General features: G+C 49.2%; 19 protein-coding genes, 1 pseudogene and 1 riboswitch. Of the genes and pseudogenes, 4 read left to right on the plus strand and 16 right to left on the minus strand.

Annotated elements, in window-relative coordinates:
- Positions 1-216 precede the first annotated feature (216 nt).
- From B5E60_RS14490 to B5E60_RS10730, 10 genes are all read right to left on the minus strand, one after another.
- The gene (locus B5E60_RS14490) at positions 217-522 is read right to left on the minus strand and encodes a DUF4304 domain-containing protein (RefSeq protein WP_087311488.1); all 306 of its coding nucleotides are present in this window, start codon (positions 520-522) and stop codon (positions 217-219) included.
- Entirely contained in the window at positions 482-655 is a 174-nt protein-coding gene (locus B5E60_RS13960) for a hypothetical protein (RefSeq protein WP_162611633.1), read from the minus strand. Before B5E60_RS13960 ends, B5E60_RS14490 begins: the two co-directional genes overlap by 41 nt.
- A 50-nt stretch (positions 656-705) precedes the next feature.
- Positions 706-1,734, minus strand: a complete 1,029-nt coding sequence (locus tag B5E60_RS10695; protein WP_162608280.1) for a DKNYY domain-containing protein — start codon at positions 1,732-1,734, stop codon at positions 706-708.
- Between the two features lie 103 nt (positions 1,735-1,837).
- Positions 1,838-3,241: a mobilization protein gene (locus B5E60_RS10700; RefSeq protein ID WP_065739632.1), complete on the minus strand. Its 1,404-nt coding sequence runs from the start codon at positions 3,239-3,241 to the stop codon at positions 1,838-1,840.
- A 225-nt stretch (positions 3,242-3,466) separates the two neighbouring features.
- Complete coding sequence (locus B5E60_RS10705; protein ID WP_065739605.1) at positions 3,467-4,423, minus strand: toprim domain-containing protein; 957 nt, start codon at positions 4,421-4,423, stop codon at positions 3,467-3,469.
- Positions 4,424-4,628: 205 nt separating this feature from the next.
- Entirely contained in the window at positions 4,629-5,705 is a 1,077-nt protein-coding gene (locus tag B5E60_RS10710) for an AAA family ATPase (RefSeq protein ID WP_087311489.1), read from the minus strand.
- A gap of 14 nt (positions 5,706-5,719) precedes the next feature.
- On the minus strand, positions 5,720-6,028 hold the full coding sequence (locus B5E60_RS10715) for a DUF3853 family protein (RefSeq protein ID WP_087311490.1): 309 nt from the start codon (positions 6,026-6,028) through the stop codon (positions 5,720-5,722).
- 223 nt (positions 6,029-6,251) lie between these two features.
- Entirely contained in the window at positions 6,252-7,271 is a 1,020-nt protein-coding gene (locus B5E60_RS10720; RefSeq protein WP_087311491.1) for a hypothetical protein, read from the minus strand.
- 7 nt (positions 7,272-7,278) lie between these two features.
- A complete protein-coding gene (locus tag B5E60_RS10725; RefSeq protein ID WP_087311492.1) occupies positions 7,279-8,574 on the minus strand; it encodes a PDDEXK nuclease domain-containing protein in 1,296 nt (431 codons plus the stop codon).
- Positions 8,575-8,643: 69 nt separating this feature from the next.
- A complete protein-coding gene (locus B5E60_RS10730; RefSeq protein ID WP_087311493.1) occupies positions 8,644-9,927 on the minus strand; it encodes a site-specific integrase in 1,284 nt (427 codons plus the stop codon).
- A gap of 422 nt (positions 9,928-10,349) precedes the next feature.
- Here B5E60_RS10730 and B5E60_RS14285 point away from each other — a divergent pair, with 422 nt between their 5' ends.
- From B5E60_RS14285 to B5E60_RS10740, 3 genes are read left to right on the plus strand one after another with little or no spacing between them, the layout of a single operon-like run.
- Complete coding sequence (locus tag B5E60_RS14285; RefSeq protein WP_239403314.1) at positions 10,350-10,607, plus strand: Arm DNA-binding domain-containing protein; 258 nt, start codon at positions 10,350-10,352, stop codon at positions 10,605-10,607.
- Between the two features lie 5 nt (positions 10,608-10,612).
- The gene (locus tag B5E60_RS14290; RefSeq protein ID WP_239403315.1) at positions 10,613-11,002 is read left to right on the plus strand and encodes a site-specific integrase; all 390 of its coding nucleotides are present in this window, start codon (positions 10,613-10,615) and stop codon (positions 11,000-11,002) included.
- Positions 10,959-11,237 (plus strand): helix-turn-helix domain-containing protein, encoded by a 279-nt coding sequence (locus tag B5E60_RS10740; protein WP_087311494.1) that lies wholly within the window; start codon positions 10,959-10,961, stop codon positions 11,235-11,237. The genes B5E60_RS14290 and B5E60_RS10740 overlap by 44 nt, the downstream gene beginning before the upstream one ends.
- Before the next feature lie 104 nt (positions 11,238-11,341).
- Here B5E60_RS10740 and B5E60_RS10745 read toward each other — a convergent pair whose 3' ends face one another.
- From B5E60_RS10745 to B5E60_RS10765, 5 genes are read right to left on the minus strand one after another with little or no spacing between them, the layout of a single operon-like run.
- Entirely contained in the window at positions 11,342-12,628 is a 1,287-nt protein-coding gene (locus B5E60_RS10745) for a DUF5074 domain-containing protein (RefSeq protein WP_087311495.1), read from the minus strand.
- 18 nt (positions 12,629-12,646) lie between these two features.
- On the minus strand, positions 12,647-14,122 hold the full coding sequence (locus tag B5E60_RS10750; protein WP_087311496.1) for a DUF5074 domain-containing protein: 1,476 nt from the start codon (positions 14,120-14,122) through the stop codon (positions 12,647-12,649).
- 24 nt (positions 14,123-14,146) lie between these two features.
- The gene (locus B5E60_RS10755; protein WP_087311509.1) at positions 14,147-15,172 is read right to left on the minus strand and encodes a PKD domain-containing protein; all 1,026 of its coding nucleotides are present in this window, start codon (positions 15,170-15,172) and stop codon (positions 14,147-14,149) included.
- A 21-nt stretch (positions 15,173-15,193) separates the two neighbouring features.
- On the minus strand, positions 15,194-16,348 hold the full coding sequence (locus B5E60_RS10760) for a DUF5074 domain-containing protein (protein WP_087311497.1): 1,155 nt from the start codon (positions 16,346-16,348) through the stop codon (positions 15,194-15,196).
- 6 nt (positions 16,349-16,354) lie between these two features.
- Positions 16,355-18,361: a TonB-dependent receptor gene (locus B5E60_RS10765; protein ID WP_087311498.1), complete on the minus strand. Its 2,007-nt coding sequence runs from the start codon at positions 18,359-18,361 to the stop codon at positions 16,355-16,357.
- Positions 18,362-18,400: 39 nt separating this feature from the next.
- Positions 18,401-18,598: riboswitch (cobalamin riboswitch) on the minus strand.
- A 276-nt stretch (positions 18,599-18,874) separates the two neighbouring features.
- Between B5E60_RS10765 and B5E60_RS13800 the strand changes: the two are divergent.
- Positions 18,875-19,015, plus strand: a pseudogene (locus B5E60_RS13800) (AAA family ATPase); the annotation flags it as partial.
- Between the two features lie 262 nt (positions 19,016-19,277).
- Here the strand turns inward: B5E60_RS13800 and B5E60_RS10775 are convergent.
- Complete coding sequence (locus B5E60_RS10775) at positions 19,278-19,754, minus strand: hypothetical protein (RefSeq protein ID WP_087311500.1); 477 nt, start codon at positions 19,752-19,754, stop codon at positions 19,278-19,280.
- Positions 19,755-19,888: the final 134 nt, after the last annotated feature.

A 19,888-nucleotide genomic window follows, 5' to 3' on the forward strand; every position in this document is an offset into this window, starting at 1 on the left:
TACATTTCGTCTATTTTGTCTAATAATGAAGTGTTTGCCTTTCGTTGCTCCATTTTGCTTCTCAACGATTTTGCCTTTTTCGCTTTTCCTGTCGCAAGGCACAACATATACAAGCCGATAGGGGTAGCCCAAAAGACTTTTTGTTTAGACCTGACATGAAACAGTTTAATTAGGAAAGTGTGTATTGAGTGATTGTCCTCTATTAAATCCCATAAATCATTCAAGCATTAGATGTTGTTTTAATAAGGGCAAGACTCTATTCTGTAGTATAGAGCAAATCAAATCTTTTATTGGTGAGCAATCTTGATTTGGGTGCAAAATGAACCAATAATCCTCTTTTCCAATAAAATTCCCTATACGAGTTCTTATCGGACAGGAATTTTCCAAAGGAAAATCACAGACCTCATTAAACAAACACATTGCATAATCACCCCAAGTTACACCAATGTTGATTGTGAATTGCCATGTGTTTGAAGAATCATCAAATCCCCATCTGTCTTTTTTGCATATTGATACACCAATCTAATTCTCCTACATGAGCATAAAAGTTATTGCCGTTTTTCTTAAACTCAGCGGATTTTAAAATAGGTGCTATACCTTCTTTGATAATATCGCAGAATTGTTTCTTAATATTTAGTTTTTCTTCTTCTGTCATATTAACCTAGACTTTATTCATTGGAGAAATATCTGTTTATGATTGATTTCTTAATACTCTTTCTTCTTTTTATCGAACGGATATTCATCGTTCCATGAATTTTCTTTTATAGTATAGATGTAGTTTCTATCTTCAAAGACTTCATCGCTAATTTGATGAAAAGTAGCGGCGTTAATGTCATTTAGTTGCTTCCTGTCAAAGAATACATACTGTTTGTCGGTTGCAATACGCCCGTAAAAATAGAACGTGGCATTTTCTACATCTAATGAGTCTTTGAGGAAAGGTTCTCCATTCAAGAAGAGCATATCATTAACTAAATATTTGCCGACACCGATTTCCTCAAAACGTTTAATATCTATATTCCGAACGATTACAGAATCACCATAAATAACATTTCTGCCATTGCGGAAATATTGATACCCCGGCTCAACAGGATGTTGCAAGGAATCTATACGCTGTAGTTCCCACTGTCCTGTTTTAGAATTAGGTACAGTCTGATAGACATAGTTCTTGTCTATAAACCAATCCTCGCCTATAATCCTAAAACTGTTTCTATCGACATCAGTTCTCTTATCATTGTAGTAAACGTAATTTTTGTCTCGTATCCACTCATCCGACCTGCGGCCAAGACGATACACGAAATATTCGGCAGTTTCAGCATCTATGCTGCTATGGGAAGGTCTTATGAATGAACTGCTGCTGGAGAAATCGCGGATATAGACATTGTTTTTATCACACGCAACTCCGTTGGCATTGATATGGAATGTTTTGGCATCTACGTTTTCTATCAACTTGCTTCCAAACCAGACATGTGTTGCATCCTTTGCCAAGTTGTCATCTAATACCATAAATGTTGCCTTGTCCACGTCTTTGAGGTATCCCCAATTACCGTAATTGATCAGGTTTAGCGAATGTTCAACAGAGATATAGTATATGCCTCTGATATTTTGATAGTAGGTATAATAATCACTGTTAACTTTATGACCTCTGGGTATAGGGAAGCCAAAAGACAACAATGCAAAAACATATAGGCCAATTATAGAAGCTGTGATAATTGCTATTTTGGAATACCTTTTCATTATATATTTCCTATTTTGAAATCCGATAACAAAATTACAAAAAAAGTACCGTTTATCAGTCATTTATGGACGGTACTTTTTTGTTTCTCAATGCAATATCCGATTACAGTTTCATCCCCCTGCTTTTCCTTTGCGGCTGTATGGGACAGCGAATGTTCTGCCTTAATTTGTTGAACTGTTCCTTGAACCATTCGCCAATCGGTTGCCTGTTTATGGTCAGCATCAGTTTGTTGTCATCAGTCGGATTCTTTTCCACCTTGAAAACATCGTTCTTGATGTCAAACTTCCGTCTGTGTTCTTCGGAATAAATCCTGCCATTGCACCTAATAGCCTCTTTCTTTGTCAGTAGGCTCTCTATCATTTCTTTGGTGAAGCCGATAGCTGCGCACAGCTTTTCCATTCTCAGCATCTCCCTAAGCATCGGGAACCATTTGAATGCCTTTTCAAGAATAGTATTCAGCCGTGATATTTCCTTGTCTTTGGCTTCAAGTTCCTGCTTGTGTATTCCTTGCAGATTACGTATATGCCTGCCGTGCTGTTCCTGCATGTGCTGCATTTGGGCTTTCAAGTCATCAATTCCCTTGTCCCGTTTGGCAATTTCCTGACGCAATTCGTCATTGGACTGCTCCAGTTTCTTCATTTTTCCACTACCGAAAAGAGAACCCACTCCGCTTGCTATAACCGTGGCAGCATCGGTAGCCGCGCTTTTGAGCTTGTCCGTGCGTATCTCCGATTTTACCTGTCTGAGTTCCTGTTCGGCAAGGTTTACCTGCTGTTCCTTATGCCGCTTTATGGCTTCTATACGTTGCAGTTCGGCTTTCTGTTTCTCAATGATGAAGTCGTTCCGTTCCAGATGTTCTTTGCCTGTTACGGCTTTTGACTTACCACGCTCCATCAGAAGGATGTCGGATGCCAAGGTCTGCATCTGCATCATGTCATCGTCATTGAGTTTGCGGCTCTTGCCTGTATCGTGGTTCATCCAGTCGAATACGATATGCGCATGGTAATTCGGCTTAAACCACCTTTTACCTACCTTGAAACTCTCCCTGTCCTCCGGGTCAGGCTGTCCGTTCAGCCAATGTCCTTCATCTTTGTGCAGGAAGATTTGGAGCGGAGTGATGCCCCAGCGTTTTTGGCATTCTTCGCCAAATCTACGCACATCCGCCAGTGTCGTGTCCGGTCTGACGAGCAACACGCCCTCACGTATGGGTGAACATCCCGCCACTTTGATAATCTTGCCGTTCTTCCCTTTGCGCTCACGCTCTTTTTCCTGCATGGCACGACCAGTCTTTTCCTTGACCATCCGTTTGATGTCCTCATAGTGCGCCTGCAATTCGGGATTGCCGAAGTCCGGGTTTATCCACTGCTCGTTATTCGCAGAGAGTTCGGATACCACATATACCTTGGATTTTCCGATGTTGCGCATATACTCGGCAGTTCTCCGGTTATGAGCCTCGCTCGATGCTACATTGCAAGGCTTGATATGTATGCTTGATTTTGTTGCCATCTTTTCAATTTTTGATTCGGTTATTACTAATTTTGTTTGCTGCTTTCCGCTCATAACCGCAGGGGGTTCTTAGGGGTGTAACCCATAAGCGGAGTTTCCAAAGAGAGGGTCACTCTTTGGTCGGGTTGCACAGGGCTGAAAGCCCTTGCCGGGTTCTTAGGGCAGCGTCCTAAGCCCCTCGGGAGAGCCCACAACTACGAAAGCGAAGCGTGTAGTTATAGTGGGCTATAACCGGAAGCCTTTCGGTTTCTTGGATAGCGTATCATTCTTCTTTCTGACGGATTGCATTTGCTCTTTTCCATCAGCCATGCGTTTCTGCAAATACTCGTTCAGGTCTTTGCATCCGCAGTAGATTTGTGAAGCGTCCCGTATATGCCGTGTGCTTTCATATTCCTTGCGGATTTGCTGAAGGGCTTCCATTCCTGCACGGTCATTGTCAAAAAAACAGTGGATGCGCTCATAGCTTCCCAACGGATAAAGTGCTTTGGAAACATTGGCAACAGAGTTCAGAACCATGTAGTCTTGCCTGTCGAAATCAGGGTATTGCGGACAGCTTTCAAGCCGCAGGGTCAGAAAGGAAAGATAGTCCATAAACCCTTCAAAGATGAAACAGGTTGTTTTCGGTTCTTGTTGCCGTATATGGGTAATGGCTTTAGGTGCGATACAGCCCTTGAAATATTGGTTGCGGATTTCATAGCCGCCCGACATGTTGGGAAACGCAATGGCGAAGTACCGTTTGCCATTGTGCGTAAACCGCGCTTCCTTACATTCTTTTTTCGCCAGTGCCGGATTTATCCCCCTTTCCTGCAAGTAAGCGAGCAAGGCAGGAGAAGAAAGCGGCACGATTTCCAACTGTTGGAAACTCGGCTCTGTAAATGACTGCTTGCGAAAAGAGAAAGAAACGGGGCGCGCGTGCGGTACCTGTTCCTCTATGCGTTTCAAAAGGTACGGCACGCTGTCCGTTGCGTAGAGGTGCGAAGCCAGTGCAATGATGTTGCCGCCCTTGCCGAGCGCAAAATCATACCATTGGTTCCGCTCGGTGTTCACCTTGAACGAGGCTTCGGTTTCTTCCCTGAACGGTGACTTGTACCACAGGTTGATGCCCTGCCGCTTCACCGGGCTATATCCCAAGCTGTGCAGGTATTCTTCCAGTCTGATTTGTTTTGCTGTCTGTATGTCCATAAATGATTGTCTTTATCGGTTATTGTTTGATTTTCTTTTCGCCAGTACCTGTTTATAAGTTACTGGCTGTATAACCACTTCACTTTATTGTCGTATATATAGGATACGGCTTAAAGTGAAGCGGTTTGATGTGTCCCTGCAACCACTTCGCTTTATCCTAATATATAGACCCGGAGAATAAAGTGAAGTGATTGCAGGAAGCGTGTCAATAGTGGAAATCCGGTTCATACCTGTACTTCCTGCCGTTTTCCTGCACTATCATCCGCTTGTTCTTCAACACAGTGATGAGTTTAACCAGCTTGTTGTCGCTTAACGGAACACCCACCAAGGCATACGACTCTTTCAATGCTTTGCTCAGTTCCTTATATCCGTATTCGTCCTGCAACGAAAATGCTGCTTCCAGTGCTATCCGGTGCTGTTGCTCGGAAATGTCCTTGCAGGCATCGAACCTTTCGCCTTGGGGTCTGCCGGGTGCTTTGGCTTCTGTCTGGTAATCCTCTATCAGTTCGGGCAGTGCCCTGTCATTAATGCGGAAGGCAAACGGCTCGAAGTCCATTGCACGGATGTGCATGGGGGAAACCTTGCTTATGTCCCCGTTGCTCTTGTCCTTTTCAACAAGTAGCACGGTTTCTGCCTTGTTGTTCAGTTCCGTGCCGATATGTCCCCTCGCGTTCTCATCCCCCTTGTTCTGGTGGAGTATCGTGTGGATATGTATCTGCCTGTCGTCCGTCCACTGCATCAGTTTCGATATGATGCGTGTCGATTCGCTGGGGCTGTTGATGTCATACACCATGTCACGGATACCGTCTATCACCACCAGACCAAGGTTCGGCGTATGGTAGATTGCCTGTTCGACAATCCTTATGCGCTGCTCCGGCGTATATTTCCGCAGGGCAAGGAACTCAAGGTTCTCGTTGTCCCTGTCATCGGGCAGCCCTGCCATGCGCATGATGCGTTCCATCACATTCAGGCAGTGGTGAGGGCTTTGTTCCGTATCAACGTAAAGTACTTTCCGCTTGGCTTCGGGAAGCTCAGCCGCATACCTGAGCACCGTGCCGTTCTTCAATGCCGCAGCCACGATAGCCGACACATTGAATGTCTTCTTGCTTTTGGCTTTTCCGATGGATGCGCTGAAATTTCCCAACGTGCCGATTACAGAACCTTTCACGCTGAGGATTTCTGGCGCTTTCTCGTATTTTCCCGACAGGCTCAACCGTGAGGCTTGCCAGAGGATTACCGCCTGTTCGTCCGATATTTCCCGGATGTCTTTCATATAGTCCATAGCAATTCCTCCCGTTACTTGCGTCCGCCTGTTTTCTTCCCTGCCAGTTCAAGGGCAAGTTCCGCATCCACGATAATCTTGCGCCCTATCTGGGTGATAGCCTTGTCTATCCTTCCGCTTTTCTTTATGCGGTTGGCGGTAGGCAGGCTGCACCCGAACAGTTTGGCTATGCCGGGTATTCCGTACACATATTTCCTGCTTGTGTCCGTTACGGGCTGCGGCTGCGCTTCCGGCTGACCGGATGCGTGCCTGCTTAACATGATGAACTCTTCGCCTGTCATCTGCCAGACGGGTTTGGATAATAATTCTTGGATATTTGTCATCGTCCAATCTAATTAGTCGTTAAACAATCAGCCCTGCGCACTGGCTGTTATTTCTGTTCTCGAACGATGCAAAATTAGGTAGGGTTATGGGTGGTAAGGATGGGGACGGCGTAAGCCGAATTTCTTTGTATCTTATTGAATATCAGAAAATAAAAATACCACTCAAAAATAAATTTGAGTGGTAAAAGTGGAACTTTCGTAAAATATCAGGATATGTCACCGATTATCTGAATATATGTTCCATTTCCTTGGCGAATTTTTGGTTGCTGTCACTCGGAAAATCGGAAACCGGCTCCTTGTACTTGGACTTGTAGTAGCTGTCATCAATATCCAGCAGTCCCAGTATTCCGGCTTTCCATTTTTCCCTGTCCTGTTTGGGGAGTTTCTCGCCCATCAGAAATATCAGATAGCATACACGTATTTTCTCTCTCGGTTTGATTTTCAGCTTGCAGTTACAGGGGCGCAGGTTCATATTGGCATAGAAATCCGGTGCGGAAATCTCTTCGAACTGTTCTCCAACACATACCTCATGAATGAGCGAAAGTAATTTCATGCTGAAATATTCCTGTTGTTCTTCTGTCGTTTCCTGCTGACTGATTGGCTTGCTCGGCTCGTCCTGTCGGTTCCCGTCAGGAATGTATTTCTTCAATATATCCAGAAAAAGGCAGCTTTGGCGGTATATGTCCGCACAACGGTTCTTCATATATTGGAATGCCTCTTTCCTTGCTGCCTTTTGCTGGTCATAGAGTTCATTCAGTTTGGCTCTTTCCTTGTCATATTCAGCCTTGCAGCGTTCATATTCTTTTTCAGCCTGTTTTTCCTCTTCGGCAGTATGTTCCCTGTAGCCAATGGAATCATACCTGTTGTTGGCTTCATTCAGCGGTTTGCTCAGGCTCCTTGTTACATCCAGTTGGGCTTCAATTTCAAAGGAATACCTTTCCATGTGTCGATAGCAAGCACGCTCTACGGCACTATCACTCAACGGGCACACCTCATAAGCCTGTATGCTCTTTTCTATTTCGGTTTTCAGGCTGTTGAGTATCAAGGTGTATTGTTCTTTTTGCCTGTCAAGCACCAGTTCAAGGATAGCAGCCTCAAAAGACTTCATGTCATTGTATTCCTGACAGAAATCGGAAATGAATTTTTGCCTGTCAAAAGAGAAAACGCGATTGTCTATATAGTCCCTGTATATTCTGTTGAGTTCCCCGTATCGGGGAATCATCGTCTGTATCTTGTCTGCCATAAGTGTCCTACTTTTGTTTGTTCTTTTCATTGTCAAGAAGCATCGTCAGTTCTTCTTCCACCTGTTCTATGCTCGGCAACGCCGATTTCAGGTTCTCCGGCACAGCCTTGCTGAGCTGATAATCGCTGATGCCGATAGGCTGGTCATAGCCTGTCAGTGCATATTGTGCTACAATCTCATCCTTGCCCTTGCATAGCAGCAACCCGATGGTCTTGTTGTCATTCTCTCCCCTCAGTTTGTCATCCACCACATTGATGTAGAAGTTTAACTGTCCGGCATATTCCGGTTTGAACGGGGTCGCTTTCAGTTCCACGACCACATAGGCATGAAGTTTTATGTTATACAGGATTAAGTCGGCATAGAAATCGCTGTCGCCAATCTGGAAATGCTTCTGTCTTGCGACAAAGGCGAATCCGTTGCCCATTTCCAAAAGATAACGGGTGACGTGCTTCACCAGTTGTTCCTCTATGTCCCTTTCGTCCGCACGTTCTTTGGCTCCTGCCAAGTCAAAGATATACGGGTCTTTCAACAGGTAGTTGGCAAGGTCGCTTTGGGGTGCAGGAAGCGTGGTGGTAAAATTATTGACCTTGCAGCTGTTGATTTGCCGTTCAAACAATTTGCTTTCAATCTGCATTTTAAGGACATTGCTGCTCCAGCCCATTTCCACGGATTGTTTCATATACCAGTATTCCACACCCAACGGAAGCGAACTGTTGAGCATGACCATTTGGCTTGCCCAATTAATTCTTGCCACAGGCGATGCAAGGAACAGTTTTTCTATATCTCCGATGTCTGTTCTATAAATGGCAGATACGGTTTTTGCCACATTCTGAATTAGCGCAGGAACTTCCTGCGTAAATTCTAATTCTCGAAAATCAACTGATTGTATTTGCGCAGTAAGCTCCTGCGTAAATTGCCCGTTGTTTAATTTCAAGACTTCATCTGTTACATTCCGTATGTTTGGAAGCGACAGCCTTGCATCCGTTTCAATAAAACATCGTAGTACGCTCAATGGATACGACCTTGCGAATTGGCACATATAAGTAAGGTTGCGTTCCGAATATCCTTTCTTTTCGGGATAATTGAACCGTATCGCTTGCGCCAGTTTCTTGATGACCTTGCCGCCCCAGCCTTGCAGGTTCTGATGGTACAATATGTAATTGCCCATCTTCCAGTAATGGAACAGCATCTGCGCATTGGCGGCACTGATGAGCCGGACTTGCGCCTGCTCTATTTCTGACCCGATGGCATTGACAAAAGCCTCGAAACTTCTTTTCTCTATGTTGTTGTCGTTGTTGCTCATTGTTGTATGTTTTGAAAGTCACAAAGGTAAGCCCAATAACAGGCATTTCATGAAACTTGCTGATTGTTTTTACAGTTGGTTGAATTTATTCATTGCATTTGCCTTGATGTCATCTGCTATGTCAATATAAGGTTTCATGGCTTTATAATCGCTGTGTCCCGTCCATTTCATGACCACTTGTGCCGGAATACCAAGAGCCAAGGCGTTACAGATGAATGTCCTTCGTCCGGCGTGAGTGCTTAACAGTGCGTATTTAGGTGTCACTTCATCTATACGCTCATTTCCTTTATAATATGTTTCCCTTACAGGCTCGTTGATTTCGGCAAGCTCGCCCAACTCTTTCAGATAATCATTCATTTTCTGATTGCTGATGACTGGCAGTGCCATGTTGTTCTCAAAGTGAATGTCCTTGTATTTTTCAAGTATGGCTTTGCTGTATTTGTTCAGCTCTATGTTTAGGCTGTCCGCCGTTTTGACGGTAGTAACTTCTATGTGGTCGGATTTGACGTCACTTCGCTTCAAGTTACGGACATCTGAATACCTTAGACTTGTGAAACAACAGAACAGGAAAACATCCCGGACACGTTCCAGATATTGTTTGTCTTTGGGTATCTGATAGTCTTTCAGTCTATTCAATTCTTCCCATGTCAGAAAGATTACTTTCTTTGAGGTGGTTTTCAATTTTGGTTTGAATGTATCGTATGCAATGTTTTGATTATATCCCTTTTTGAAACTCCATCGCAGGAACCATTTGAGGAATCCTATCTGTTTGCCGATGGTACTGTTTCTCATGTCTTTTTTGTCACGCAAGAAGTTTACATACTCGTTTAGTCCGAACTCATCGAAATACTCAAAAGTCACATCTTCTTTGAACTCTTTTAGGTGATTTTTTACGGCTGCAAATTTTTCGTATGTGGATTCTGTCCAGTTGTTCTGATTGCCACATTCCTTGACAAACTCATCAAATATCTCCCAGAAACTTATTTTAGTATCTTCCTGCTGCTCCTCACTGTCATTTTTCATTCGCAGATTGAACGCATCTTTCAACTGTTGGGTGGTCGGCATTGTTTCCTGTACCTCAAATTCTTTGAACACGTTTTGAATTTCTGCATAGTATCTTAGCAAATCTGCATTGATTTCGGATGCGCTTTGCTTCAATTTATTGGTACATCCGTTCTTTACACGCTGCTTGTCCGCATCCCACTTGGCTATATCAATGCGGTAGCCGGTTGTAAACTCGATGCGGTGGCTTGCGTATATGACACGCATACGGATGGGAACGTTCTCCACGATTGGAACGCCGTTCTTTTTGCGGCTTTCAGGTGCAAAAATGATGTTTCGTTTGATGTTCATGACTGGGTGTATTTGAAATTCTGCACCCAAATATACACCCAAAAATTGAAATAGCGAGCGATATTCGATAATATTTAGATTTAATTATGATTGTAATAAGCTGGTTATTAATAGGCATTTGCGATTGTGTGATATTTTGAGATAGTACAGGTTCGAGAGCCTCTCTCTCCGCAAGGCACACTTAGAAAAGTAGCGAAAAACCCTGTAAATGCGTGATTTACAGGGTTTTTATTTTTGGCAAAAGTACTGAAAAAGGCATCTGAAAGCGGGTTACCTGTGGCCTATTCGGTGTACTTTTTTCCGGGCCGAAAAAGTACACCGAATTGCTCGTAACAGATTGGTTTGCACCTGTTTGCAGCGGTCTTCCTCTTGACATGAGACACTTGGGAAACTAATTTTGTAACCCTTAATTCGGTGTACTTATGGAAAGGACAACATTCGGACTGTTGTTTTACATTCGGCGGGACAAGACCAACAAAAAAGGCGAAGCTCCCGTATTTATGCGTCTGACAATCAACGGAGAACGCGCTGACGCCTCGATCAAACGCTTCATCGAGCCGCACGCCTGGAACTCGGCAAAAGGAAAAGCCAACGAAAAAAGCCGCGGCGGAAAGGATTTGCCCAGGTTCACTTCCATTTCGAGCCGGTCGAACGGGAATTTCTCGAGAAACAGGAGCTGAAAGCCATGCTCAACAAGGTGATCTCTATTCCCCGACTGGCACAGGTCCGCGACATCTTCTGTTTCTGTTGTCTGACAGGGCTGGCCTTTACGGACGTACAACAGCTCAAGGAGGAGCATCTCGTGGCAGACATCCACGGTAAGATCTGGATCCGCAAGGCGCGGCAGAAGACCAAGAACATGTGCAACATTCCGCTGCTCGATGAGACGCAAAAGATCCTCGACCGTTACAAGGATCACCCCTACTGCCAAACGCACGGCGTGCTGCTTCCCGTATGCAGCAACCAGAAAATGAACTCCTATCTAAAGGAACTGGCCGACATCTGCGGCATCCGCAAGAATCTCTCAACGCATGCGCCACACCTATGCAGTCCTGCAGTTGGCGAATGGAACTGATATCTACACCGTAAGCAAAATGCTGGGAAAAGCCAAGCAAACCGTCTATACGCTTTCCCGTTTAGGCGAAATCCCCAGCTGTCGTCAAGGACGCAAAGCCTATTTCTACGAGGACGAATTGCTGGCATGGATCAACAACGGCAAAATCAAGACGGCTCAGGAGATCAAAAAGAATGCGGAACGAGCGATTTATTGGGGAACCCGGCACGGTCGTCAGCATAATACTCTTTCCTGAAAGATTCACCCCCTGCCACGCCATGGCAGGGGGGGGTCATTAAAATCCAGTTATTTTGACAGGCTCCTTCTTCAATCGAGTTCGTAGCGAACAACCTCCGGCAATCAATAAAACTGCGATACCGGATAAATTCCGTTGGGATAGCTCGTCTTGCCGGCAATATTTTGTACGAGTTTCGGCTCATCACCGCTGATGTCGTACACCAGGATATTTCCCGGAGAGACCACATTCTCAGCATACTCCTGCGATACAGCAACGTAGAGATACTGTTTTTCCGGATCGGCCGCCACATTGCAGTTGAGATACCGTGCCGTGGGTTCGTCGGCCGTCGTGTCGATGTATGCCGCCTCCGATTTCCATGTTTTGATCGAGGTGCGGCCGACGGTCGTCGAACCAGCAGCATGGTAGATATGATCTCCGCATAACGTAATGCCCGGAGAGTTCCTGAACTCGGCTGAGATTTCGGAACCGATAGCTTTCGTCTGAGTGATCGTCCAAGTGTCGAGATCAATAAAGTGCAGAAAATTTGAACCCTCACCCAAGCGTCCGCAGGTCCCTACGATCAATTCATGATCCCCGTTTTTGCAGATTCCACTGATGAAATCGCCTTTCGGCAATTCCAGCTCACGGTTTACCTCATCTTTTCCCTTGACAAACTCCAGAAGCTTCGTCGATGTCCAAAAACCGCTCGCACACGAATAAAGCCTATCTCCGATAACCGCCATACCGCGTGTCGAAACAATCGCTTCGAGGTTGTGTACCGGACTTCCCTGATTGGCAAGAGCATACGATCCCTTGACAATGACGTTCTCCCCGGTTTTACTATTGAAGCGAAACAGCCCTTGCTCATCTGAAAAATAGATGTTTTCCTCATCCATCACTACAATATTTTTCAGCGACATTACCTGCATATATTCAGATTCTCCATTTGTCTCGGGAGGTCGAGGAAATTGAAGCTGGTCGCGTGTGAAGACTTTTTCTTTCTTCAAGGTTACGGCATCGGCAATGATCAGTGCGCCGTCTCCGGCAGGCAGGTCATCAGGATGAAGCTGATCATCACAAAGAATGTACAGTTTGCCATCGCACATATAAAGATCTGCGGCATCGTTGCCGAGTTCCGTTCCGTTCACGCGTTTGTAAACATCCTCCTCAACCGTTCCGTCGGGAGCGATATAAGTCAGCGATCCGTTCTCGTTAGGACGTGAACCTCCATTCAAAATCAGTACGCCGTCGGGATCGGCATATCCGCCGAGTGTTTTCCCCGGTTCATTACCTCCGCCATTTCCGCCGGAACCTTCCGGGCCATCCTTTCCCGAATCTTCCGAACAGGCTGCCCACAGCATCATGCAGGATATTGCGGGCAACAGATCATAAAATATGCGTTTTATCATCTAAAATATTTTACGGATTTATTTGTCGGCCGGAAAGAATGTTCCGGCCGGGAAGTTCGTATAATCTTCATATGCCTGCACCGGTTCGCCCGAGGAGGGATCGACTACCCAGATGTGGTTCGTCGTGTAAAACGGGCCCACGCCTTTGATGGTATTGACATAGAGGTTGCCTGTCACAGGATGTACAGCCAGACCGTTGTAAAGCTCTTTGGCATCGTCGTCGCCAAATCCCGTGATGTCCGCAAACCACGCCGCACCCGGCTTTTCGACCGTTACCGTACCTCCCTGATCGTCGGGGTCTTCCTGAATCACGGAGAAATCCAGATGGTAGATCGTCGTACCCTCGGCATAGTAGAAATCGTCTCCGTGAGTGGCGAATGCTACGCCCGATGCCCCGATATTCGTGAGTCTCGTTTTTCCGACACGACGCTGTTCAATTCCATTGGGATCGGCAGGATCGACTTTCCCGATAGCCAGGTTTCCCGCTCCGAACGAAAAGAGCCAGAGTTTACCGTCGTCGGAACTCCGGATACCGTAGACATTGCTCAGGTCGTACTTCGTGACAAAGGGCAATTCGATTTTGGTGATCCCGTCCTTTTCCGGGCCGATTTCCCACAGATACGTCCCTAACATAACGGCCTCATACGAGTAGATTTTGCCGTTCAATACGGCAAACGGAGTTTGTGGGGCACCATCCGAGCCTTCGATCTTCGTCAGCGTCGGATTTTCCTGGTCGGAAATATCGAGTCGGTAAATACCGACCTTGTCGCGAAGGTAGATATGCTGCTCGTCGAGCACGGCGATATGCGTGGGCCAGTCCAGCGTCGAAAGCTGCTTCCTGCCGAACGAGGCGACCTTTTTCAGCGTCTTGGCATCCATGACGACCAGCATCCCGTCGTTTTCGAATTTCGTGCCGACCGCATTCTCATCGCCGTTCTGGGAAATGACATAGATTTTGCCGTCGTGGAAGGCCATGTCCTGCGCGACATTGCCCAACTCGGAGCCGTTCACCGTCTTGTAAGCGTCGTCGAAAACGTAACCCTCGGGCGAGATCCAGATCAGCGAGCCGTTTTCGGTCGTCATATTGCCTTCGTTGAGCACGAAGGCGCCGTTGGGATCGTCGAAGGCATTGAGACAATAGAGGTCGACCGTCGCCGAGGCCGTTTCCGTCCCGCCTCCGGTTGCCGTAAGGGTCAGCGTCGCTTTTGTCTGGGCATCTTCCGTTGCCGTAATGTCGATGCTTCGATCGCTTTCGTCGATCGTAACCGTCCATCCCTCGGGAAGCGTCCCCGCCGAAACCGCCGAAACGTTGGTCGCCGAGTAGGTCAACTCCAACGACTGCCCGGGGACGACGAATAGCGGCGTATCGGCATCGGTCCGGGGCGTCAGTTCGAATTCAGGGGACGGAATCACCTCCTCCTTGTCATCGCTGCAACTCGTGGTACACAGCACGGAGGTCAGCAGCAATCCCCAAAGTAACAATTTCCGTTTCATTTCTTTTCCAATTTAAATTAAATATCATTTTTTCAAAGCGGAACTTTCGATGCGTATCTCCAACAGGTGCAGATCCTCAACCCCCATGACCTCCGTAGAGTTTTCTCCGAGCCAGCCGTTCTGCTGATTGACGCCCGTGTAAATACGGATGAAATCCGCACCCGGAAGGTCGACCGGATTGCCTTCGGCATCCACGGCCCATCCGATGTCGATGGCCGACGCATCGGCCGTGTTCGTTTCGTTGTCGGCATAACCGTAAGCGAATTTGTAGAGCGCGAAGTTATTTCCTTCGCCGGAGAGGTCGAGTCCGTTCTGAGGCAGCCGGGTTCCCTCGAACGTCAGTTCATTCCCCTCGACCCATTGCGGAAAGTACGGCTGTGCATGGTATCCGTTTTTCGCAATATAGCCGCTGCCGTTTTCGCTGTCCGTCCAACGGATATACTTCTCCGCATCGGCGGGAGTTTCCGTCTCCGGACGGTAATAGGTGATCCGGTAGTCCGTAACGGTCCGGATGTCGTTGCCCGCAGCTTGCAGTTCGTCGAACCACGCTTCCCTGCCGCCCAAATGGGCGCTGCCGGCGATTTCATACCATTCGTCGTCATCGGGGCGACCGTTGCCGTTGGCGTCGTAGGCCACCTGGATGATCCCCGGCTCACTGCTGCCGTACTCCGTCTGCCCGCCGGCATTGAATGCGTTCCCCAGCACACGGAAGTCGCACAGCCCCGGTTTGTTTTCGATCGTGTGGTCGAATCCCACGACGACATAGCCGCCGTAACCACCCAGAGAGATCATCGTCCGACGGTTGTCCCTGATGGCTTCGAGTACTTTCCGGTTCATATCCTCCTGCGTGTCGCCCTCCTCGTACTCGGGCATCGTATTGGTGAATTGCCCCACGGCAGGACGATAGTCGAGGACTTTCGTCACATACGGCGAAAACCCGTCTGAAGAGGGCGTATCGGAACCCTCATCGTCGTTACAGGCCGTTACGCCGAAGAGCAACGCCGAGCCGAGCAGTGCCGGATACATGCGTTTCAACAACATTTTTTCCATTGTCTCCATAAAATTCAGGTATCAATAAAATTCGTATTCCGAAAAAACGATATGCGCCGGGATGTCGCCCGTACGGACTTTCCATTGCAGTTTTCCTTCGGGAGAGAAACAGTAGAGGTAACCCGGCGTCACGTAGTCGGTCGCATCGCACACGAAGATCTCCTTCGTTTCGGGGTTCACAGCCAGTCCGTAGGGCAGGGCGATCTTCTTTTCGGAGCCGTCGGTGATGAAGTTGCCCGGCAGACGCTCGTCCGCGGCGGTGTCGTATACGGCATACGAGACCTCGTTCTTTCCCGTCGTGTAGTTCCACTCGGTGCTGATCGTGTAGAGCAGGTCGTCGTCCATGCACATCTCGCTGGCCGGGATTCCCAGGTTGCCGACGACCTGCTCCGTCGCCGCATCGATCACGAAGATGTCCGATCCCGTGCCGTAGTAGTCGCCGCGCGAGCTGACGTAGATACGGCCGTAACGGTCTTTTTCCATACGGTGCAGGTTGATGGCCACGTCGATCGTATTCACGACCTCGAACGTGCCGAGGTCGACGACCGACACCCTGCGGTCGTAGTTCGGGAACCGGTAGCCGCCCGAATTGGCCACGTAGAGCCGCCCGTTCACGACGACCATCTCTTCGGGTTGGTATCCCACGACCGTCTCGCGGGTGATGCGCAGCGTCCGTGTATCGATCTCCACGACCTTGCCCGGACGGGCGTTGGGGTCGATCTGCACCGGTCCGGCATAGGAACTGACGTAGGCCCTGTCTCCGTCGAAGACGATGTAGCGGCAGTTGGGGATGTCCACACTGCCGATGTGTCGGGCCGTGTAGACGTCCATCACCTCGACCATGTTCGAGCAGTTCACCACGACGTACAGGCGGCCGTCGTGGATGGCGATGTCGTTGCCCACATCGCCCAGCTCCTTCACCACGTCGGGGTTGCGCTCCGGATAGATGTTGCGCAGATAGCCGCCCGTGCGGAAGTCGAAGTGGTCAACGGTGCACTTGTTGCTGCCCATGTTGCCCTCGTTGACGAGGAAGAATCCCTCGATGCGCTCCGGATTCGTCGGCAGCGCGACGAATTCCGCCTCGGAGCGGATCATCGGCAGCTCCTTCCGGCATCCGGCGAGCAGCAGGACGAAGAGTGCGACAGTTATAACGCGATATCGTTTCCGCAGATTCATAATGACTTAAAAGGTATATTGCACGATCAGCCTGAAGTTGATGCCCGGCATCGGGTAGCAGACCACCACTTCGTATTGCTGGTCGAACAGATTGTTCACTTCGAGCGTCGTTTTCAGGTCGCCGCCCCACAGCCGCCAGTTTTTCGCCACCGAGAGGTCGCTCGTGTACCACGGCAGCTGATAGTTGCAGGGGATATTGGCCTGCGACGAATAGCGTTCGCCCGTGTAGATAAAGCTGTAACTCGCCTCCCACGTGCGCCATGCGGCATTCAGCACCGCCGAACCGCTGTGCCACGGGATGTAGGGAATCTGCCCGCCGTAGAATTCGCTTCCTGAATCGGTAAAGTCCTGCGCTTGCTGGTAGGTGTAGTTCAGCCGGCCGACCATCGAGAGGGCGCGCCCCGCGGTCCACTCCGTCTGCACGGCAACATCGACGCCCCGGATCTCCACCTTGCCCAGATTGACCATCGTCCAGCGGAAGAAGTTCGACGTAGGCGTGGCCACGATCTTGTTCTCCACCTCGTTGTAGTAGACGTCGGCCTGCATTTCCAGCGCACGCAGCCACGTGCGGGAGAACTCCTTCCGGTAGGTGAAGCCCGCATTGTACTGGGTGGTGAATTCGGGGTCGAGGTTCGCATTGCCCACGAACGTGTAGTAAAGGTCGTTGAGCGTCGGCATACGGAATATGCGCTTATAGAAGGCGCGCAGGTTCAGGTCCGCCCCTCCGAACGGCCGCCACGAGATGAAGACCGCCGGAGTGAGTTTCCGTTTGTCGGGAGCCGTCTCGCCTCGGGTGCGGTCGCGAACCAGCGTGCCGAGCAGGCTCGCCTGCACCTCCACGCGGTCGAAGCGGAACGCCGTGGCCGCGGCCGCCAGCATCGTATGGCGGCGGGGATAGACGAAGTCGCGCAGGTCGGCGTCCAGCAGGTTGAACTGATAGTCGACCGAGAGGTTCGCCTCCCACCACGGGAAGATCGTGAAGCGGTTGGCGGCGGAGAGGTACGCCTCCTGCTGGTAGTAGCGGTTATTCGTGTACATCAGCGACTCGTCCTTGTTCGGGTCGGCCAGATAGTGCAGGTAGTCGTAAGCATACTTGGCATTGGCCATCAGGCTGTACCATGAGGTGAAATCCTTTTTGAAGGCTCCTTGCACGAAGAAATTGGTGTCCCACTGGCGGTCTTCGTGCGAAAACTTGTTGCGGACGACAGCACCGGGGTATCCGCGTTCCGAGTTGTAGAAATAGACTTTCGCCCGCCAGTAGCCGCGGTTCATCCGGCCGTAGAGACCACCCTCCGCCCGAACGGCGTTCACGTCGCCGTTGCGCCGCACGGCGGTCGTGTCGTAACCCTCCTGCATACGGTAGGTGAACCTGTAACGGCCCGACGAACGGAGGTATTCCGCACTGAGCGAGCCGTTCACCTGCCCGCCGAGTTTCTGCTCCCAGAGCAGCGCCGGATTGACGACGCCGAACGAACCGGTCTTGAACGAAGCTTTCAGACGGTGGCTTTTGCCCGCTTCGAACCGCGGCGTGCGCGATTGCAGGTAGATGGAACCCGAGGAGCCGAAGTCCTTGGCGGGCTGGAACACGGCGCTTTTCTGCCCATTGTAGAGCGTCACCGACTCCATGTTGTCGAGCGAGAAGCGCCCCAAATCGACCGTGCCGTTCTGAGCGTTGCCCAGTTCGATACCGTCGTAGAAGACCCCGACGTGGTTGGTGCCCATGCTGCGGATGTTCACCGTTTTCAAACCGCCGACGCCTCCGTAGTCCTTGATCTGGATGCCCGAGAAGTAACGCAGCGCGTCGGCTACGTTGTGCGAATTGAGCCGCTGGAGGCGTTCGCCCGAGAGCTCCTGCACGGGAATCACTTCCCTGCGGACAACATGGCCCGTCACAACGACTTCCTGTACATGTTGAAGGCTATCCAAACGCCCTTGCGCATGTGCGCCGCCCGGAATACCTCCCCCTGCAAAAATCAGGAAGGATAACAAGAATCTAAAATACCTGCCAAACATTTATATAACATATCCAACCGACCGATCCACGAGTACGGTTAAATCCATAAAACATTGGCAGGTCTTCTGACTGACTCCTCATCCGAAACCTTCCCGGTAAAAAACCAGTGGTACAGATTTTTCGGATGATTGAAGGAGCTTCACAGCAGCGGGTCTGTCCGGGATTCCCACCCGGTTCCCTTTTAATCCCATGACTCGGAAAGAGCCATATCCGGAACCAATCGGCTGCAAAGATAATATTTTTTTCAGCATTCAAAATTTCTGCAACTGCGAATTTTATGCAAGTTTCCAATTATCACAACCCGTAAATATCTGATATCTCATTTAAATACAGATATTTATCCATCGCAATCCATATCCCGTATTCAGTTTTGTAACCTTCCGCCATCATAGGCTCCGACACACGGAAGAAGCGCAATTCGCCCGGAGTGCAATTCTTCAAAAACAGGAATTAAATAGGCTCAAAAAAGCGAAATTAATTTGTCGTTACACTGTAAAAAAGAGAAACTGATTATGAAATACCGGAAGAGAATAGCGGATGAGCAGCTGAAACTGCGTTTAGAGGCATTTGGGGCAATCCAGATAAAAGGTCCTAAATGGTGCGGGAAAACAACTACTGCAGAGATGCAGGCCCGGAGTGTAATCAAGTTACAAGTTTACCGGGACAAATCTTATATGAATTGTCCCGGTTTTGTGTGGCAACAAATGGTCTTCGCAGAGATAATTTCGAATGAAACCGGCGAAAATCCACCGGCTGTCGGAAATTCGGTGTTGGCACATGGGGCACCCTGTAAAAAGCGACGACTTCGGAGGAGTTTTCAACCGATTTTCGGTGGTTGAGGATGCAAAATCTCGGTCATTCAGAACCGGGCTTAGTCCCGTTTTTTCTCGTGGAAAGTCCGGCTCAAGCGACGGTTTATTGCGGGAAACAACGTACCGGTTTGCGTCCCAGTTCCAGCCCGCAGAGGACATCGAGCGAGCTGGGACGGCCGTCCGTGCGGAGGGCGTAGACGCTCTCCTCGGCCATCGAAGCGATGATGTAGTTGCGGGTTTGCGCCGTCTGCCAACCGGTTCGGCGGGCGTTGCGGACGACAAAGATCAGGATGCGCTGCTCGACCAGCGCCTCTTCGACGACGGGCGGATAGCGGCGGTAGAGGGCGCGCCCCAGGGCCCAGATCACCGGGTGACGGGCTTGCAGCAGAAGTTCAAAAACGGATTTTTCGAGCGGCGACTGGAACCCACTGATTACAATGCGGTCGGTAGCGCAACACGCCTCGGCCCAGCGCAAGGCCTGCTCCTCGACGGCCGGTGAGACGACACGCGAGGCGAAGAAGGCGACCTTCCGGCGGTCGAGCAAGGTAGGGTTTCCGGTGTAATCGCAATCGAAAGCCATAAAAAAACGTGGGTTGCCGCATTGACTTACCTCACGCTCAGGCCTTCGCTGCCCCACATTGAAACAAGTAACACAGACAGCCCACGCGAAACGTGTATCATGCACATAACAAGCCAAAGGCTTGCGGGCACAAT

Source organism: Alistipes sp. An116, assembly GCF_002161005.1.
Classification (GTDB): Bacteria; Bacteroidota; Bacteroidia; order Bacteroidales; family Rikenellaceae; genus Alistipes; species Alistipes megaguti.